General features: G+C 70.6%; 15 protein-coding genes and 1 pseudogene. 5 read left to right on the top strand and 11 right to left on the bottom strand.

From position 1 onward, the window contains the following. Positions 1-59: 59 nt before the first annotated feature. Entirely contained in the window at positions 60-1,745 is a 1,686-nt protein-coding gene (locus A4E84_RS05225) for an acyl-CoA dehydrogenase family protein (protein WP_062925409.1), read from the bottom strand. A gap of 76 nt (positions 1,746-1,821) precedes the next feature. On the opposite strand from A4E84_RS05225, the gene A4E84_RS05220 reads away from it, so the two are divergent. Then, on the top strand, positions 1,822-2,580 hold the full coding sequence (locus A4E84_RS05220; RefSeq protein ID WP_062925408.1) for a PaaX family transcriptional regulator C-terminal domain-containing protein: 759 nt from the start codon (positions 1,822-1,824) through the stop codon (positions 2,578-2,580). A 74-nt stretch (positions 2,581-2,654) separates the two neighbouring features. Here the strand turns inward: A4E84_RS05220 and A4E84_RS05215 are convergent, their stop codons facing one another. Further along, positions 2,655-3,443 (bottom strand): pectate lyase, encoded by a 789-nt coding sequence (locus A4E84_RS05215; RefSeq protein ID WP_062925407.1) that lies wholly within the window; start codon positions 3,441-3,443, stop codon positions 2,655-2,657. A gap of 338 nt (positions 3,444-3,781) precedes the next feature. Between A4E84_RS05215 and A4E84_RS05210 the strand changes: the two genes are divergently transcribed. Further along, a complete protein-coding gene (locus A4E84_RS05210; protein ID WP_079128875.1) occupies positions 3,782-5,140 on the top strand; it encodes an extracellular catalytic domain type 1 short-chain-length polyhydroxyalkanoate depolymerase in 1,359 nt (452 codons plus the stop codon). A gap of 20 nt (positions 5,141-5,160) precedes the next feature. On the opposite strand, the gene A4E84_RS05205 is transcribed toward A4E84_RS05210, so the two are convergent. After that, complete coding sequence (locus A4E84_RS05205; RefSeq protein WP_062931321.1) at positions 5,161-6,240, bottom strand: NADH:flavin oxidoreductase/NADH oxidase; 1,080 nt, start codon at positions 6,238-6,240, stop codon at positions 5,161-5,163. Positions 6,241-6,358: 118 nt separating this feature from the next. Between A4E84_RS05205 and A4E84_RS05200 the strand changes: the two genes are divergently transcribed. Then, entirely contained in the window at positions 6,359-6,709 is a 351-nt protein-coding gene (locus A4E84_RS05200) for an ArsR/SmtB family transcription factor (protein WP_062925406.1), read from the top strand. A 165-nt stretch (positions 6,710-6,874) separates the two neighbouring features. On the opposite strand, the gene A4E84_RS40380 is transcribed toward A4E84_RS05200, so the two are convergent. From A4E84_RS40380 to A4E84_RS05190, 3 genes are all read right to left on the bottom strand, one after another. After that, positions 6,875-7,792 carry an RCC1 domain-containing protein gene (locus tag A4E84_RS40380; protein ID WP_079128874.1) on the bottom strand — a complete coding sequence of 306 codons (918 nt, stop codon included), beginning with the start codon at positions 7,790-7,792 and terminating at the stop codon, positions 6,875-6,877. Positions 7,793-7,854: 62 nt separating this feature from the next. After that, complete coding sequence (locus A4E84_RS05195) at positions 7,855-8,667, bottom strand: IS5 family transposase (RefSeq protein WP_062925405.1); 813 nt, start codon at positions 8,665-8,667, stop codon at positions 7,855-7,857. Positions 8,668-8,702: 35 nt separating this feature from the next. Beyond that, positions 8,703-10,046: an FAD-dependent oxidoreductase gene (locus A4E84_RS05190; RefSeq protein ID WP_062925404.1), complete on the bottom strand. Its 1,344-nt coding sequence runs from the start codon at positions 10,044-10,046 to the stop codon at positions 8,703-8,705. Between the two features lie 215 nt (positions 10,047-10,261). On the opposite strand from A4E84_RS05190, the gene A4E84_RS05185 reads away from it, so the two are divergent. After that, a complete protein-coding gene (locus tag A4E84_RS05185; protein ID WP_237304845.1) occupies positions 10,262-10,714 on the top strand; it encodes a DUF6214 family protein in 453 nt (150 codons plus the stop codon). 40 nt (positions 10,715-10,754) lie between these two features. Here the strand turns inward: A4E84_RS05185 and A4E84_RS05180 are convergent, their stop codons facing one another. The 3 genes and pseudogenes from A4E84_RS05180 to A4E84_RS05170 form a co-directional block, all read right to left on the bottom strand. Continuing rightward, positions 10,755-11,021 carry a hypothetical protein gene (locus A4E84_RS05180; RefSeq protein ID WP_062924574.1) on the bottom strand — a complete coding sequence of 89 codons (267 nt, stop codon included), beginning with the start codon at positions 11,019-11,021 and terminating at the stop codon, positions 10,755-10,757. 32 nt (positions 11,022-11,053) lie between these two features. Next, a pseudogene (locus A4E84_RS05175) lies at positions 11,054-12,524 on the bottom strand (NF041680 family putative transposase). Positions 12,525-12,657: 133 nt separating this feature from the next. Then, the gene (locus A4E84_RS05170; protein ID WP_062925403.1) at positions 12,658-13,311 is read right to left on the bottom strand and encodes a DUF305 domain-containing protein; all 654 of its coding nucleotides are present in this window, start codon (positions 13,309-13,311) and stop codon (positions 12,658-12,660) included. 190 nt (positions 13,312-13,501) lie between these two features. Between A4E84_RS05170 and A4E84_RS05165 the strand changes: the two genes are divergently transcribed. Next, positions 13,502-15,004 carry an LVIVD repeat-containing protein gene (locus A4E84_RS05165; RefSeq protein ID WP_062925402.1) on the top strand — a complete coding sequence of 501 codons (1,503 nt, stop codon included), beginning with the start codon at positions 13,502-13,504 and terminating at the stop codon, positions 15,002-15,004. On the opposite strand, the gene A4E84_RS05160 is transcribed toward A4E84_RS05165, so the two are convergent. Together A4E84_RS05160 and A4E84_RS05155 are read right to left on the bottom strand one after the other, a co-directional pair. Continuing rightward, positions 14,992-15,678 carry a TetR/AcrR family transcriptional regulator gene (locus tag A4E84_RS05160; protein WP_062925401.1) on the bottom strand — a complete coding sequence of 229 codons (687 nt, stop codon included), beginning with the start codon at positions 15,676-15,678 and terminating at the stop codon, positions 14,992-14,994. The genes A4E84_RS05165 and A4E84_RS05160 overlap by 13 nt on opposite strands. A gap of 246 nt (positions 15,679-15,924) precedes the next feature. Next, entirely contained in the window at positions 15,925-16,593 is a 669-nt protein-coding gene (locus tag A4E84_RS05155; RefSeq protein ID WP_062925400.1) for a phosphatase PAP2 family protein, read from the bottom strand. Positions 16,594-16,598 lie beyond the last annotated feature (5 nt).

The following is a 16,598-nucleotide window of genomic DNA, read 5'->3' as shown; positions in this document are numbered from 1 at the left end:
AACCGGGAGGTGACTGTGCGCGAACTGTGCGCACGATGGCTTGAGTTCGAGTCGCCCCGTCAGCCTGCCCCGGTGCCCGGGCCTTCGCCGGGCAGCGCCCGCTCCACGATGGTGTCGAGGCCCGCGGTACGGGGCAGCGTCCCGAACGCATGCCCCCAGTCACCCCCGAGCCGTGTCGCGCAGAACGCGTCGGCCACCGCCGGCGGGGCGTGCCGGACGAGGAGGGAGGCCTGGAGCGTCAGCGCCATCTGCTCCACGAGACGGCGGGCCGTCGTCTGCGATGCCTCGGACAGCCCCGTCCTGAGCCGCGCCACGGCCCCGTCCAGCCGGGCGTCCGCTCCCCGGGCGAGGGCCAGCTCGCCGAACAGAGCCTCGGCGGTGCCCGGTTCGCGGCTCAGCGCCCGCAGCACGTCGAGGGCGTTGACGTTCCCCGAGCCCTCCCAGATCGACAGCAGGGGAGCCTCGCGGTAGTGCCGGGGCATGCCCGAGTCCTCCACGTAGCCGTTGCCGCCGAGGCATTCCAGGGCCTCCGCGGTGAACGCCGGGCCCCGCTTGGTCACCCAGTACTTGCCGACGGCGGTGGCGATCCGGCGGAAGGCGGCCTCACCCTCGTCCCCGCGGATCGCCCGGTCGGCCGCCCCGGCCAGCCGCAGGGTGAGCGTCGTGGCGGCCTCGGACTCCAGCGCCAGATCGGCGAGAACGTTGCGCATCAGCGGCTGGTCCACCAGCCGTGCGCCGAACGCGCTGCGGTGACGCGCATGGTGCCCCGCCCCGACGAGGGACGTGCGCATCAGCGCCGCCGACATCATCACGCAGTCCAGCCGGGTGCAGTTGACCATCTCGATGATGGTCTTCACGCCCTGCCCCTCGGGGCCGACCAGCCAGGCCACGGTCCCGTCGAACTCGGGCTCGGAGGAGGCGTTGGACCGGTTGCCCAGCTTGTCCTTCAGCCGCTGGATGCGGAAGGTGTTGCGCGTGCCGTCGGGCAGCACGCGCGGCACCAGGAAGCACGACAGTCCGCCCGGAGCCTGCGCCAGGACCAGGAACACGTCGCACATCGGCGCCGAGGTGAACCACTTGTGCCCGCGCAGCGTGTACACCCCGGGCTCGGCCGTGGGCGTGGCCGTCGTGGTGTTCGTCCGGACGTCGGAGCCGCCCTGCTTCTCCGTCATCCCCATGCCCGCCAGCAGTCCCCGCTTCTCCGTGGGCTCCCTCAGGGCCGGGTCGTACTCGCGGCTCGTCAGCAGCGGCTCGTAGAGCTTCGCCAGCTCGGGCTGGGTGCGCAGGGCGGGGACGGCGGCGTAGGTCATCGACGTGGGGCAGCCGTGCCCCGCCTCGGTGTGCCCCCAGACCAGTCCTCCGGCGGTCCTCGCGACATGGGCGCCGGGCCGGTCGTCCGCCCAGGGCGAGGCGGCGAGACCCTCCGCGATCGCCGTGCGCATCAGGTGGTGCCAGCTGGGGTGGAACTCGACCTCGTCGACGCGGTTGCCGTACCGGTCGTGGGTGCGCAGCTCCGGCTCGTGCCGGTTGGCCAGGTCGGCCCACTCCTGCACCTGGGCGCTGCCGGCCTGGCGGCCCAGGCGCCGCAGGTCCTCCTCGGCCCACCCGGCGCCCTCCCGCCGCAGCCCCTCCAGCAGCGCCGTGTCGTCCGAGGCGTCGTACGGGGCGAGGGGCGGGGCCTGGTTGGTGACGTCGTGCGTGGCGGGTCCGCCCTGCGCCTGATGTTCGTCCGCTGTCGAGACCATGCCACGAGTGTTGCACTCTGGCTGCGGCCGCAGCAATACTGCAACATGGAAGCGGTGCCGCGTACAGTACGTGACCATGCCGATGAACGTCCCGGCGCGGTCCGGCGCGCTCGATCTGCGTCCGTTGTCCGCGCGGTCGGTCGTGCTGAGCCTCCTGCTCGGGGCGCATCCCCCCGAACTGCCGGTCAGGGAACTGGTGCGGCTCGTGGAGGGATTCGACGTCGGCGGCTCGACCCTGCGGGCGGCGCTCAGCCGGATGGTGACCGCCGGAGACCTGCGGCGTACGGACGGCGGCTACCGCCTCAGTGACCGGCTGCTGGACCGCCAGCGCCGCCAGGACGACGCCGTGCACCCGCGCACGCGCGCGTGGGACGGCGACTGGGAGATGGCCGTGATCACCGCGACGGGACGCGGCCCCGCCGAACGCGCCGACCTGCGCACGAGGCTGACCGCCCTCCGGCTCACCGAACTCCGCGAGGGTGTCTGGCTGCGACCCGCCAACCTGACCCGTGCCCTCCCTGGCGACCTGGACCAGGTGGTCCAGTACTACACGGCCCACCCCGCCCGGCCCTCGGCTGAACTGGCCGAAAGCCTGTGGCCGCTGGAGGACTGGTCCGCCACGGCGCGGGCCCTGCTCGCACACATCGCCGGCGAGGCCCGCCCGGCCGGCCGCCTGACCGCCTTCGCCGCCGTCGTACGGCACCTGCTCGCCGACCCCGTTCTGCCGCCCGCGCTGCTGCCCGCCGGCTGGCCCGGCGCCGAACTGCGCGCCGCCTATACCGACTACCAGCGGGATCTGATCGGAGAGGTAAGCGCGCGCGTGCGCGGCACCTGACACGAACGGCCGTGCGCAGCGCCCGCCGGGACGCTCCGCACGGCCGCCTTCACCGTGGGGGGAACCGCTGCGGACTACCTGTAGGTGATGTCCGAAGTGGAGTACAGACAGTTCTTGCTGTCGGGTCCCGAGCCGACGGCGGTGTTGTTGTTGTACTTCTGGCAGGGCACGACCTTGCGCCCGGAATCGTTGCGGATCGTGATGTTCCGCAAGGTCGCCACGTCGTTGCGGTTGACGTTGATGCCGACGAGTCGCGCGGTGGAGCCGGTTCCGGTCACGTCGACGGTGTTGAGGTTGACCTTGCGCGTGTACTGCGTGGAGCAGTCACCGCAGGAGCGGTAGAGCGTCTTGAACTCCTGCACCGCGAAGTTGGAGATGGTCAGCGTGCCGCCGCCGTTGTGCTGGAAGACCTTGTCGGCCGCCTTCTTCGCGCCGCCGCCGATCACCTGGTAGGTGGCGCCGTTGCCGCCGCGGAAGGTGGCGGCGTCCTCGCCGACGTCCTCCCACCAGACGTTCTGCAGCGTGCAGCTGCCCTCGCAGTGGATGCCGTCGGCCGCGGGGGCGCCGAGGATGACGTTCTTCAGCACCGCGCCGTTCGCGAGCTTGAAGATCGGGTCCTGACCCTCCTCCTGGCCGTCACCGGCCAGTGCGCCCGTGCCGTAGTACCGCTTCATCCCGTAGTCCTTGGTGCCGGACACGGAGATGGTGGAGGAGGTGCCCTGGCTGCCGTTGGGGGTCGGCCAGGTCGCGGCGCTCGCGGTGGGCGCATGGGTAGTCATGATCATGCCAACCGACAGGCCGAGTGTGGCCAGTGCGCCGGTCAGTGCGCGCCTGCGGGCGCGCGGACGTGTCGCAGAAGTCATGTCCCGATTCCTTCTGTCGTGGGGGCGGATGGGGAGGGGTGGGGCCTCCGGCGCCCGGGCGTCCCGTGGGGGGATGTCTTCATGGAGCCTGGCGGATCATGTAGATGAACGAGGTTCATGGGTCTGTCTACTGCGCGAGCTGAACGTGCCCCGCTTGCGCTGACGGGTCACACTGCTGAACGGAACGTAGGGGGCAAGCGCTTTCTAGTCAACGCTTCGCGCAGAACACTTTCGGTCGCTCCTGGTCAGGCCGCCGACTCTGTGGGAGCGCTTCCATGCGGGCCATGTCCATGTCACCATGCCGAACGGACCGCTTCCCTTCACGAGAGGGCGAGTCGATGAACCGAAGGATCCCGGACGTGCCCGCCACCGCCCGCGCCGCGAGGAGACGCCCGCGGTCGGCCCTCCTCGCGCTCGTCGCCGCGCTGCTCTCGCTGCTCACGGCCACGGCGCTCACCGCGCCGGCGGCCGTCGCCGGCGAGCCGGCCCGCGACTCCGTCCGCGCAGGGGCCGTGCCCGCCGCGGCCCTCACCGAAGTCACGAACTTCGGAACCAACCCCAGCAATCTGCGCATGTACCTGTACGTACCGGACAGCGTCACGCCGAAGCCGGCCGTCGTGGTCGCCGTGCACTGGTGCACCGGCTCGGGCCCGGACATGTACAACGGCACCGAGTACGACACGCTCGCCGACCGGTACGGATTCATCGTGCTGTACCCCTCCGTCACCCGCAGCAGCAAGTGCTTCGACGTCTCCTCGCCCCAGGCCCTGCGCCGCGGTGGCGGCAGCGACCCCGTCGGCATCAAGTCGATGATCGACTGGGTCACCCGCACCTACGACGCCGACACCGGCCGGGTGTTCGCCACCGGCATCTCCTCCGGCGCGATGATGACGAACGTCCTGCTCGGGGACTACCCGGACGTGTTCGCGGCGGGCGCTGCCTTCTCGGGCGTCCCGTTCGGCTGTTTCGCCACCACCGACGGCTCCGAGTGGAACAGCGCCTGCTCGGGCGGCACGATCACCCGCACTCCGAAGGAATGGGGCGACCTGGCCCGGGGCGCGTACCCCGGTTACACCGGCCCCCGGCCCCGGATGCAGATCTGGCACGGTACCCAGGACGACGTCCTGCGCTACCCCAACTTCGGGGAGCAGATCAAACAGTGGACGAACGTGCAGGGCGTGAGCCAGACGGCCACCACCACCGACACGCCCCAGTCCGGCTGGATCCGCACCCGCTACGGCGGCACGGGTGACCGGGCCCCCGTGGAGGCCGTCAGCCTCCAGGGCGTCGGCCACAACCTCTACGCCCAGGGCATGGCGTCCCGCGTGCTCACCTTCTTCGGCCTGGACAGCTCGGGCCCGGCGCCCCAGCCCCAGCCCGGCGCGTGCAGGGTGAAGGTGTCGGTGAACGCCTGGAACACCGGTCTGACCGCCTCCGTGACCCTCACCAACACCGGCACGAAGGCCGTCGACGGCTGGAAACTCGGCTTCACGCTGCCCGCCGGCCAGACGGTCACGGGTGGCTGGGGCGCCACGTACACGCCGTCGTCCGGGGCGGTCACCGCCACCAACGTCGCGTACAACGGCACCATCTCGCCGGGCGCGAGCGTGAGCATCGGCTACCAGGCGAACCACGGTGGCAACAGCGCCGCCCCGGCCGCGTTCACGCTCAACGGAACGGCGTGCGCGGCCGGCTGACGTACCTCACGGGTGCCGGATCAGACCGACCGGTGGTACTGGTCCGGCACCCGCACCTCACCGCCGAGTTCCCGTGCCGCGTGCCGGGCCCACGAGGGATTGCGCAGCAGCTCACGGCCCAGCAGGACCGCGTCCGCCTCGCCGTTGGCCAGGATCTTCTCGGCCTGCTCCACGTCGGTGATGAGTCCGACGGCGGCGACCGGCAGGGACGTCTCGTTCCGCACCCGGGCGGCGAAGGGCACCTGGTAGCCGGGGGTCGTGGGGATGCGGACGCCGGAGGCGTTGCCGCCGGTGGAGACGTCCAGCAGGTCGATGCCGTGGGCCCGCAGGTCGGCGGCGAAACGGACCGTGTCGTCCGCGGTCCAGCCGCCGTCGTCGAGCCATTCGGTCGCCGAGACGCGGAAGAACAGCGGCTTGTCGTCCGGCCAGACCTCCCGCACGGCGTCGACGACTTCGAGGGCGAAACGGGTGCGGTTCTCGTACGAGCCGCCGTAGGCGTCGGTGCGGTGGTTGGAGTGCGGGGAGAGGAACTCGTTGATCAGGTATCCGTGGGCGCCGTGGATCTCGGCGATCTCGAAACCGGCGTCGAGCGCGCGGCGGGCCGCGGCGGCGAACTGCTCGACCACGTCCTTGATCTGGCCGGGGGTCAGCTCGGCCGGAACCGGGTGCCGGTCGTCGAAGGCGAGCGGGCTCGGGGCGACCGGCTCCCAGCCGTGCTGGTCCGGACCGACCGGGGCGCCGCCCTTCCAGGGGCGGTCCGTGGATGCCTTGCGTCCCGCGTGAGCCAGCTGGATCGCCGGCACCGTGCCCTGTGCGGTGAGGAAGCGGGTGATGCGGCGGAACGCCTCGACCTGCGTGTCGTTCCAGATGCCGAGGTCGTAGGGGGAGATGCGGCCCTGCGGGGACACCGCGGTCGCCTCGACGACGATCAGGCCCGTGCCGCCGGTGGCGCGGGCGGCGTAGTGCGCGAAGTGCCAGTCGGTGGGGACCCCGCTCTCCGGGCCCTTTGGCGCCGCCGAGTACTGGCACATCGGGGGCATCCACACGCGGTTCGGGATCGTCAGCTCGCGCAGGGTGAAGGGCTCGAAGAGCGCGGTCACGGCGGACTCCATTCGTCACGGGGCCGAGGTCGACTCGTACGATAGGCATCGTAGTACGGCGGATGTCAAACTACGAAGGCTCTCGTACTATGGGAGCTTCCGAGGAAGTGGAGCCGCCGTGTCGTCGTCCGCCGTCAGCAGTCGTGACCTGCCGCATCCCGCGCGTGACGAGATCCGGCTGGAGGGGGTGCTGCACGCGCTCTCGGATCCGATGAGGTTGCGGATCGTGCGGGAACTTGCCGGTGCACGGGGGGAGTTGTCCTGCTCGGACTTCGAGCTGCCCGTCACCAAGTCGACCACCACCCACCATTTCCGGGTGCTGCGGGAGAGCGGGGTGATCCGGCAGGTGTACCGGGGGACGGCCAAGATGAACGGGCTGCGCCGGGACGAGCTCGATGAGCTGTTCCCGGGGCTCATGGGTGCTCTGCTCGCCGCGGCGGCCCGGCAGGCCGTCCGTCCGGGCGGCTGAGGTGCCTGCGGGGCGTGCGGCCCGCGTGGCTCCGGCGCCTTGCGAAACGCCGCGGCGCCACACCCACGCCCTGATCGGGCGCTCATCGGCAAGGGGCTAAGGCGGTAAGGGGCTAAGGGTCCAGGGGGACTAAGACGGTGTCCAGGGCACCGTCTAGGACTGGAATCAGAACGAGGTCTCTGAGGCTCGGGGGTGACGGCGTGTCAGTTCGCGTTGGCGCGGCCCGGCGGCCTGTGGAAGCTGGACTCCGGACCAGGCATCGACTTCACACTGTCTGTCGGCATTGTTCCCTGTGGTCACGACTGTGCCGTTGGCACGCAGGCCAAGGGTGTGCGTTGAACCGGCCGCCACGGCGACAATGTCGCGCCAATCGCCGACTTCGCACTGTCCGTAGCTGTTGTCTCCTGCTGCGAGGACCCGTCCGGACGCAGTGACCCCGACGGTGTGGTAGCTGCCCGCGCCGAGCGCCACCACGTCTTCCCACTCATCGACCTCACACGCCCCGGTTGCCCGGTCTCCGGTCGCTACTGCCCGCCCGTCGGCTCTGAGGCCGACGGTATGGAGATACCCGGCCGAAATGGCGGCCAGGTCACGCCACCCTTCAACGGCACACTGTCGTCGTCGGTTGTTCCCCGTGGCCAGTGCAGAACCGTCCGACCGGACGCCGACCGAGTGCCAGTCACCACACGAGAGGACGACCATCTCGCGCCAGGACTGCACGTCGCACTGTCCTTCTGAACTCCGGCCAACTGCTAGCACGCGGCCATTCGCGAGGAGCCCGAGCGTGCGGCGCCAGCCTGCGGCGACGGCCGTGATGCCTCGCCATCCGGCGACATCACATTGCCCATCGCCATTCCACCCCGTTGCCAGCACCGTACCGTCCGACCGGAGTCCCACCGTATGAGCCCTGCCTGTGTTCGTCGCGGTATGGACGTTGCCAGCTGCCACCGCGACGACGTCTTCCCATCGCTCGACACGACATTCAGCGGCTGCGGTATCGCCCACGGCGAGAACGGTTCCATCCCAGCGCCGTCCGACCGAATGACGCCTTCCGGCCGCCAGCGCCGACGAGTTGGCGAGCATTCCGCCTCCGTGTGCTTGGCGCGAGTTCGCGACGCGGGATGCCACCTTACTTTGGACTGGAATCAGAGCGGGGTCCTCAGTCGTCGCCGGCAGATGACGGCACAACCGAGTGTGATGAAGGCCTGGTGGATGTCGTCGCGGATCTCCCAGCGGATGCGTAGGCGGCGGAACCAGTGCAGTAGTGCGATGGCGCCTTCCACGCCCCAGCGGTGTACGCCGAGTCCGGAGCCGTGTTCGGTGCCGCGCCGGGCGATGTGCGGGGTGATTTCGAACCGTCGGACCTGGTTGCGGTAGCTCTCGTGGTCGTAGCCGCGGTCGGCGTAGAGGTGCTTCGGGCGGCGCAGCGGTTGGCCGCGTTTGCCGCGGATCGGCGGGACGGCTCGGATCAGTGGGATCAGCTGGGTCACGTCGTTGCGGTTGCCACCGGTCAGCGTGGCGGCCGGCGGGATGGCGTGGGCCTCGACGATCACGTGGTGCTTGCTGCCGGTCTTGCCCCGGTCCACCGGGGACGGGCCGGTGGCCGCACCACCTTTCATCGCCCGCAGATGGCTCGAGTCGACCGAAGCCCGGGACGGATCCGATATGCCGGCCGCCCGCAGTTCGGCCAGCAGCATCTCGTGCAGGCACTGCCAGACCCCGGCCTCGTTCCACTCCCGCAGTCGCCTCCAGCAGGTCATCCCGGAGCCGAAGCCGAGTTCCTGCGGGAGGCAGCGCCAGGGGATGCCGGTGTAGAGCACGAACAGGATGCCGCACAGAACCTGCCGGTCATCGAGCCGACGACGCCCCGGGTACCGGAAGCGCCGCTCAGTCACCGGCAACAGCGGCTCGATCCGCTCCCACAGCCCATCGGCAGACCTCCCACGGCTTGCGCCCACCACGAAGCCTCAGAGACCTCATTCTGATTCCAGTCCTAAGGGTCCTTGCCCGCCGCGGCCTGCAACAGGGACTGCCAGTCCGGGAGTTTGACCACGCCGCGGCCCAGTGAGGCTCCCAGTTCCGCCTCCGCCCGCTCGATCGACTGCCACCCCTGCCAGGCGACCGGGTCGCTCCCCGCCGCGTGCAGGGCCGGGAGGGGGTCGTCGGGCACGGCCCGCAGGGTGAGGGCCGGCGCGTCCTCCAGAAGCGCCGTGGCCGTCTCCTTCGCGCAGGGGCGGTTCGTGCCGATGACGCCCGTGGGGCCGCGCTTGATCCAGCCCGCCACGTACTCGCCCGGAGTCACGACGCCCCCGCGCAGAACGCGGCCGGACCGGTTCGGGACGGTGCCGGTGGCCGGATCGAACGGAAGGCCCTCCAGGGGGACCCCGCGGTAGCCCACCGAGCGCAGGACCAGCTGTCCCTCGACGACCTCGTGACGGCCCGTGCCCGTCACGCCGCCGTGGCCGTCCGGGGCCGTCCGCTCGAACCGCACCGCGCCCACACGGCCCTGCTCGGCGAGCAGTTCGGCCGGGCGGAGGAAGAACCGGAGGCGGATGCGGCGCGGGGCGCCTGTCGGGGGTGTCCCGGCCCAGCCGCGCAGGACCTCCACGTTGCGGCGCTGCGGGGCGGGCAGCGCGGAGGGGTCCGTATAACCCGGGTCCAGGGCCAGTTCCGCCGGGTCCACGACCACGTCGGTCTCCGGCAGGGTGCCCAGTTCACGCAGCTCCTTGGTGGTGAACCGGGCCTGGGACGGGCCGCGCCGACCCACCATGTGGATCTCGGTCACCCGGCTCTCCGCCAGGGTCGTCAGGGCAGCCTGCGGCATGTCGGTCGGGGTGAGCTCGGCCAGTCCCCGGGCCAGCATCCGCGTGACGTCCACGGCGACGTTCCCCACGCCGATGACCACGGCCGACCGGGCGTCCCGCAGGAATCCGGCGTCCACGGCGTCCGGGTGGGCGCTGTACCAGGACACGAATTGCGTCGCCGACCAGCTTCCCGGCAGGTCCTCCCCGGGGACGCCCAGCCGCCGGTCGGTGGCGGCGCCCACGCAGTACACCACCGCGTGGTAGAGCTCCCGCAGCCGGGCGGCGCGCACACCCCCTGGGCCGATCTGCACGCCGCCGAGGAACCGGACCCGGTCGTGCTCCAGGACCGCGCGCAGGGTGTTCTGCAGGGACTTGATCTTCTCGTGATCGGGTGCCACGCCGTAGCGGACGAGGCCGTACGGGCACGGCAGCCGGTCCAGCACGTCGACGCGCACCTCGGAGTCCAGCTGGACGAGGCTCTGGGCGGTGTAGCACCCGCTCGGCCCGGAGCCTACGACGGCGACTCGCAGCACGGCGGAACTCCTTACCCGGGGGATCCGACGGATCTCAGGAGAGCGCTGACGCCTCCAGCATCGCACCGGCCGGGCTCCGCTGACAGGGTGCTGTGCTCCACCCGCGGCGCGTGTCCGATCTATAGGGAATGTGATCATGCGGTTACGTTCAGTGCGTGCTGGAAGCATCCTTTCTGAATCTTTCTGATCGCTCTCCGGCGGACGGTGCGGCGTCCGTGCGCGCCGCATGGGAAGTGCGGGAGAACGAGGGCGCCACGCGGTGGTTCGAGTTCCGGCTGGCTTTCGCGGACGGCGCCCGGGTCGACGCGCTCGCCGTCGTGGGCGGCGGATGCGTCTGCGTCGAGGAGGTGCGCGCTCAGCCCGCGCTGTCCCTCGACGACCTGGCGGTGCTCGCCGACTGGATCGAGGAGGCGGTGGGGCAGGCGTGCGCCACCGGGCCCGGGCCGGACGGCTGCGGGGCGCAGCGGTGCCGTGCCCGGCCGGCCTGGCCGCTGGGGGCGGAGGGGCGGCGGCTGGTGGCGCGGGAGTACCGCGCGGCCCAGCGGGACGGCGCCGACCCGGTCCTCGCCGTGATGGGTGCGACCGGGCACAGCCGCCGTACCTCCCTCAGGCTGATCGGCCAGGCCCGGGACGCGGGCCTGCTGCCACCGCGCCGCGCCCGCCGCTGACTGCGACAGCGGCCCCGCCCCGGGGCGCTCAGCTTGTCGTTTAACCTCGGCTCTCGATGAGACGGGCGAGTGATTCTGTGGGCCAGCAGAGCCACTGCAGAACTGGGTTGGTGACCACGAAGTAGTGGGCGCTGACCCGACCTCGCTCCTTGTCCAGGATCTGCGGGGCCTCATCGCGGTAGACGTAGCGGAGATAGCGGCGGCGGATCGGTGCTCCTGCTATCAGCAGCACTGGTGAGGCGACAAGGACGGCCAGCTGGACCAGGACTTTCACGACTGTGAGCTTGGCTCTCTCCTCATAGCGCATGCGCTCAGTGTGCTGGCCCTCTGTGTCACTCGTCAGCCTGTTCTGCGGGGTTTGGTGCCCACCTTGTGGTGGGCGGGACGGCTGTATGCCTCGCCGGTGGCGAGGACGCGTCCCACGTCATGACGGATAGCCGGATAGCGGTTCTTCGAGCCGGGCGGTCGGCCTGGGCCGGGACGGGAGGGTTTCGGTGCGCCGACGGGTGAGCCGGTCTTCGCGTGCAGGTTTCTGAACCCTCTGCGGACGCGGGCGGGTGTCATTTTGTTCGGCTCGGTCGGCTTTTCCCAGGGCCTGCGAAGGTCGGTGGCCAGCGGGCGGGCGATCCGGAGCTGGGCATAGGCGGCGATGACGAGCCAGGTCCACCGGTCGGCCGCTTCCGAGCTGCGGAGCCGGGGCTTGGTCCACCCGAGGGTCTGCTTGAACAGGCGGAATGTGTGCTCGATGTCGAAGCGGCGGAGGAAGGACTGCCAGCAGCGGTCGACGTCCGCTTCGGTGGCGCCGATTCGCGACCACCACAGCCAGACCGGCCTGTTGACTCCGCCGCTGGGCAGCTTCTCCACGGCTAGGCGGATGACGGTGCCCTCGATGATGGGCAGCGGCCCGTTGTGGTCGAGCCATGCGGCCCGGTGGGTCAGCCGCGGGTGCAGCCGGTCCCATGCCTGCGCGGTCGCCTTCCCATAGAGCCGGGTGGCCGTGGCGGTCACGGCCTGCTCGGTGCCCCAGGTTGCGGCGTCACCGAAGACGAACTCGCCGCCGTGCTTGGGTGGCCGGCCGCCCTTGGGGTTGGCCAGGTGGAACTCTTCGCGGGAGGGTGTCGGACGCCGCATCACCCGGTCTGAACGGAGTCGGCCGAGGATCTCGACGGGCAGGTCACTCAGCAGGTGGGCGATGCGCGGGGCGTCGTATCCGGCGTCCAGCACGACCAGGACCTCCGGGTCACCCGGTCGCCACTGGCCGGCGGTGACGCTCGACGACCTCGCGGATCTGCACCGTGGTCACGGCGGCGACGTCGGCGCCGGGCTCCAGGCGGACAGCGTCCAGCACCGCCGTCCAGGACGTGCGGCCGGTCTCCAGCGCAGCCACCACCGAGTACGGCCAGCCTGGCACCATCTGATGCTTGCCCTCGCCCCGGCCGAAGGTGTGGCAAAAGGCACGGTTGGCAGAGGTGTTGGCGTCCGGTCGCAGCCACGGCGAGACATCGACGGCCAGTACGAGCCGACCGTCCGCCGCCCTCGGCAGCGGCACCTCGGTCAGGGCACGACGCAGCCGTGCGACGTCGATCCGGCCCTGGTTGAGTCCGCCGTACAGAGCCCCGTGACCTCGGCGGTGTTCGGGCGCGAGCGCGAGATCAACCAGCGTCCGAACCGGCCCGTCCGTGCACAGCAGCGCGTCGCACAACTCGAACAACGCGTCGCCCCGCGCGGTCAGACACGCGTACAACTCCGACCGGAAGCGTGACACTTCCGCGAACGCATCCCGCAGGACGCCCTGATGCACCAAACTCACGACCACGGCCTTCGCGCTGATCCACTCTGTGACGGAGCACAGGATCAGACGAAGGCCGCCTACACGTCCGCCGAACTGCGAGAACGCTGATCAAGTTCGAGCCGCGTTCGACGCTGGACGTTAAACGACAAGCTCAGAGCATGTTCCGCATCCGTGTGATCTCGCTCGTCTGCTGCGCGATCACCTCGTCGGCCATCTCCTCGACGCGGATGTTGTTGCCCTGCCCCTTCACGTCCGTGGCCATGGTGATCGCGCCCTGGTGATGGGTCGTCATCAGGGTGAGGAACAGCCGGTCGAAGGCCTTGCCGTCGGCCGCCCGGAGCTTCTTCAGCTGGGCCTGTGTCGCCATGCCGGGCATCGTGGCGTGCTCGTGCCGCTCGGCCTTCAGCGGCTTGCCGTACGACTTCAGCCAGCCCTTCATGGCCTCGATCTCGGGCTTCTGGCCGGCCGCGATGCGCTCGGCGATCGCCTTCACGCCCTTCGACTCGGCGCGCCGTGGGGTGAGTTCGGTCATCACCAGGGCCTGGGCGTGGTGCTCGATCATCATGCGGACGTAGGAGACGTCGGCCGAGTTGGGGGAGTCGTTCTCCGAGCGCTGGTCGGCGGCCTCCTCGGCGGACAGGGTGCGGTTCGCCTCGCCGGGCTCGCCCGGCGCGATCACGGCGGGCCCGTCCGCCGCGGCGGGTTTGCGGTCCGGACCGGAGTCACAGCCTCCGACCGCGAGCACGGCCAGGGCGACCAGCCCCGTCGTGACGGCGGACGCCCGAGACGCACGGCGGAAGAGCACAACGACCTCCTGTGGCAGGTGGGTTGGGACGCACCTCGTGTTGCGGACGACGTACTGGCACGCTTCCGCGGGTCATTGATCGGGAAACTTCATTGCGATTCTGTTGCCCCCTGTTGGTATGTGCATGGCGAAGACGATACTGCGTGGTGCGTGAACCGTTCCGCAGTGAACGGAACCAGGGAGGAAAACAGTGATCCTGTTGAACGACCGCAGAACACGCCGCAGACGCGTGGGAGTTGTGGCTGCCGCCGGTGGGCTGCTGGCCGCGCTCCTCACAGCGGCACCGGCAGCGGCCACCCCCGACCCGGGGGACGCGCCGCCCGCGCCGAAGAAGGTTTCCAAGAGCGCTCAGGCCGAGGTCCGTGAGGCCATCCAGAGCGGCGAGATACCCGCCCAGGACGAGATCGTCCACTCCGACAACATCCAGCACCTGGCCCACGTCCCCAAGGACGTGCTGCAGGGCACGAACTCGGACCTCGCCTTCCAGGGCAGGTACGCGTTCGCCGGCAACTACGACGGTTTCCGCATCTTCGACATCAGCAACCCCAAGGTGCCGAAGACCGTCGCCCAGGTGCTGTGCCCCGGCTCGCAGAACGACATCTCCGTCTCCGGCAACCTGCTGTTCCTGTCCACCGACTCCTCGCGCAGCGACAGCAGTTGCTCCAGCACCACCCAGCCGGCGACCGAGAAGTCCTCCTGGGAGGGCATGAAGGTCTTCGACATCAGCGACAAGCGCAACCCGAGGTACGTCGCCGCCGTCGAGACCGCATGCGGCTCGCACACCCACACGCTGGTGCCCGAGCGCCGCAACGTCTACGTGTACGTCTCCTCGTACTCGCCGAACGCCGCCTACCCCGACTGCCAGCCGCCGCACGACGGCATCTCCGTCATCAAGGTGCCGCGCAGCGCCCCCGAGAAGGCGAAGGTCGTGGGCTTCCCCGTGCTGTTCCCCGGTGAGGGGCCGGACGGCGGCGGCAACCCGGGCGGACCCACCAACCCGGGCGTCTCCAAGACCACCGGCTGCCACGACATCACCGTGCTGCCGTCGAAGGACCTGGCGGCCGGCGCCTGCATGGGCGACGGCATCCTGTTCTCCATCAAGGACCCGGAGCGCCCGAAGGTCATCGACCGCGTGCAGGACAACGTCAACTTCGCGTTCTGGCACTCGGCGACCTTCAACCAGAAGGCGAACAAGGTCGTCTACACCGACGAGCTGGGCGGTGGCGGCGCGGCCACCTGTAACGCGGAGGTCGGCCCGGACCGCGGTGCCGACGGCATCTACGACATCGTCGGCAAGGGCGACAAGCGCAAGCTCGTCTTCCGCAGCTACTTCAAGATCCCCCGCCACCAGGCGGACACCGAGAACTGCGTCGCCCACAACGGTTCGCTGATCCCGGTCAAGGGCAAGGACATCATGGTCCAGGCCTGGTACCAGGGCGGCGTCTCCGTCTGGGACTTCACCGACTCGGCCAAACCGAAGGAGATCGCCTACTTCGACCGCGGCCCGCTGACCACCGACACGATCAAGTCGGGCGGTTCGTGGTCGGCGTACTACTACAACGGCTACATCTACTCGAACGAGTACGCGCGGGGCTTCGACGTCCTGAAGATCAAGGACCGGCGCACGGACCCGGCTCGCTGGGTCCACATGCGTGAGCTCAACGTGCAGACGCAGCCGGACTACTTCGACTGATCCGGCGGACCGCACTCCGGTGCGGCCCCGGTCGCGAAGAACCGCGACAGATCCTTGTCGCCCCTCCCGCCGCAGACTCCGGTCTCCGGCGGGAGGCCCAGCTCCCAGTCGAGCCGGTAGCGCTTGAACAACTCGGCCCGCAGCACCGGCACCGGCATCGGCACCCCCGGCACCAGGGCCGCGTACACGGCGCCCATCAGCAGGGCACGCATCATCGGATAGTCGCTGTCGACGTCCGGTGAACCGTGCCGGACCATGGTGTCCCGCAGCAGCTCGGCCAGCCGCCGCTGCTCCGGGCACTGCATGAAGCCCTCGGCCTGCAGGATCCCCGCCATGTGCTGGCGCATCAGCACGGGCCGGTCCCGGGCCAGGCCCAGGATCGCGTCGATGGCCCGGGCCATCCGCTCCCGGCCGTCCTCGGTGCGCGGCTCGCGCTCCAGCGCCTCCTCCAGCGTGCGGTGCATCAGCCGGTGCACGGCGGACTGCACCAGCTGGCGCTTGCCGGGGAAGTAGTACGACACCAGACCACGGGCCGAACCCGCTCGGTCGGCGATGTCGCCGAGGGTCGTCGCGTCGTAACCGCGCTCGCCCACCAGCTCGACCGCAGCCTGCAGGAGCCGCTCCCGGGAGCGCCGCCGCAACTCTTCATTGACCGAGGCGCTACGCGGAGACATGCTGTAACTCCTGTGTTGACTGGCTGCCAGCCAACTATACTCAGAGCGTCCGGCCACGGCCTGTCAGGTCTGGGCCGGTGATGCCGTCTGCCTCGGGCGACACGGGGGATCGTCCGAGGCGGGCGAGCAGACGGATCCGATGGTGGCTTCGGGCCACCTGCCCCCGCAGGTACCGACGGCCGGCACGCGGCGACCCTGCGAGGGCGCGGCGGGCCGCGCGGTAGGGCCGGTGAGGTGTCCCCGGGGTCAGGGCTGCCGGCGGCGGTGCACCCACACCGCTGCGGCGACCACCGTCGTCCCCAGCAGCCAGCCGCCCACCACGTCCGACGGCCAGTGGACGCCGAGCCAGATCCGGGTCAGCCCTACCCCGACCACGGAGACGACGGCCACGGCCACGGCCGTACGCCACACGGCCCGGCCGACGCCGTGCCGGCGCAGGAGCCACAGCAGCAGGCCGCACACCACCGTGGCGGTCATGGCGTGGCCCGACGGGAACGCCGAGTAGTGGGCCGAGTCGACGGGATCGGGCCACACGGGGCGGGGGCGGTCCACCGCGGCCTTGACGCCCTGCTGCAGCACGGTCCCGAGGGCGACGGCCAGCGCCAGCCACAACGCCGTCCAGCGGGCCGCCCGCCGCACCACCAGCCACACGACGACAGCAGCGCACAGCAGTCGCATCGTCCACGGATCCCACACCCAGTCCGTGAGGATGCGGCACGTCTGGGTGAGGACCGGTTCGTCGACCGCCCAGCGGTGGGTGGTGCCGGCGATGTCTCCGTCCGCGCCGATCAACGGGCTCCATCTGGCCGCGACGAGGGTCAGCAGCAGTACCGAGCACAGGGCCAGAACGCCGGCGAAGCGGGCGACGGCGTGGTGCTCCGGGCGGGGCGGGGCGTCGACGGACGAGGTGTGCATACAGC

This window comes from Streptomyces qaidamensis (assembly GCF_001611795.1).
Taxonomy (GTDB): Bacteria; Actinomycetota; Actinomycetes; order Streptomycetales; family Streptomycetaceae; genus Streptomyces; species Streptomyces qaidamensis.
Note: the sequence above shows the minus strand (reverse complement) of the source record. Positions and strands in the feature narration are given on the sequence as shown.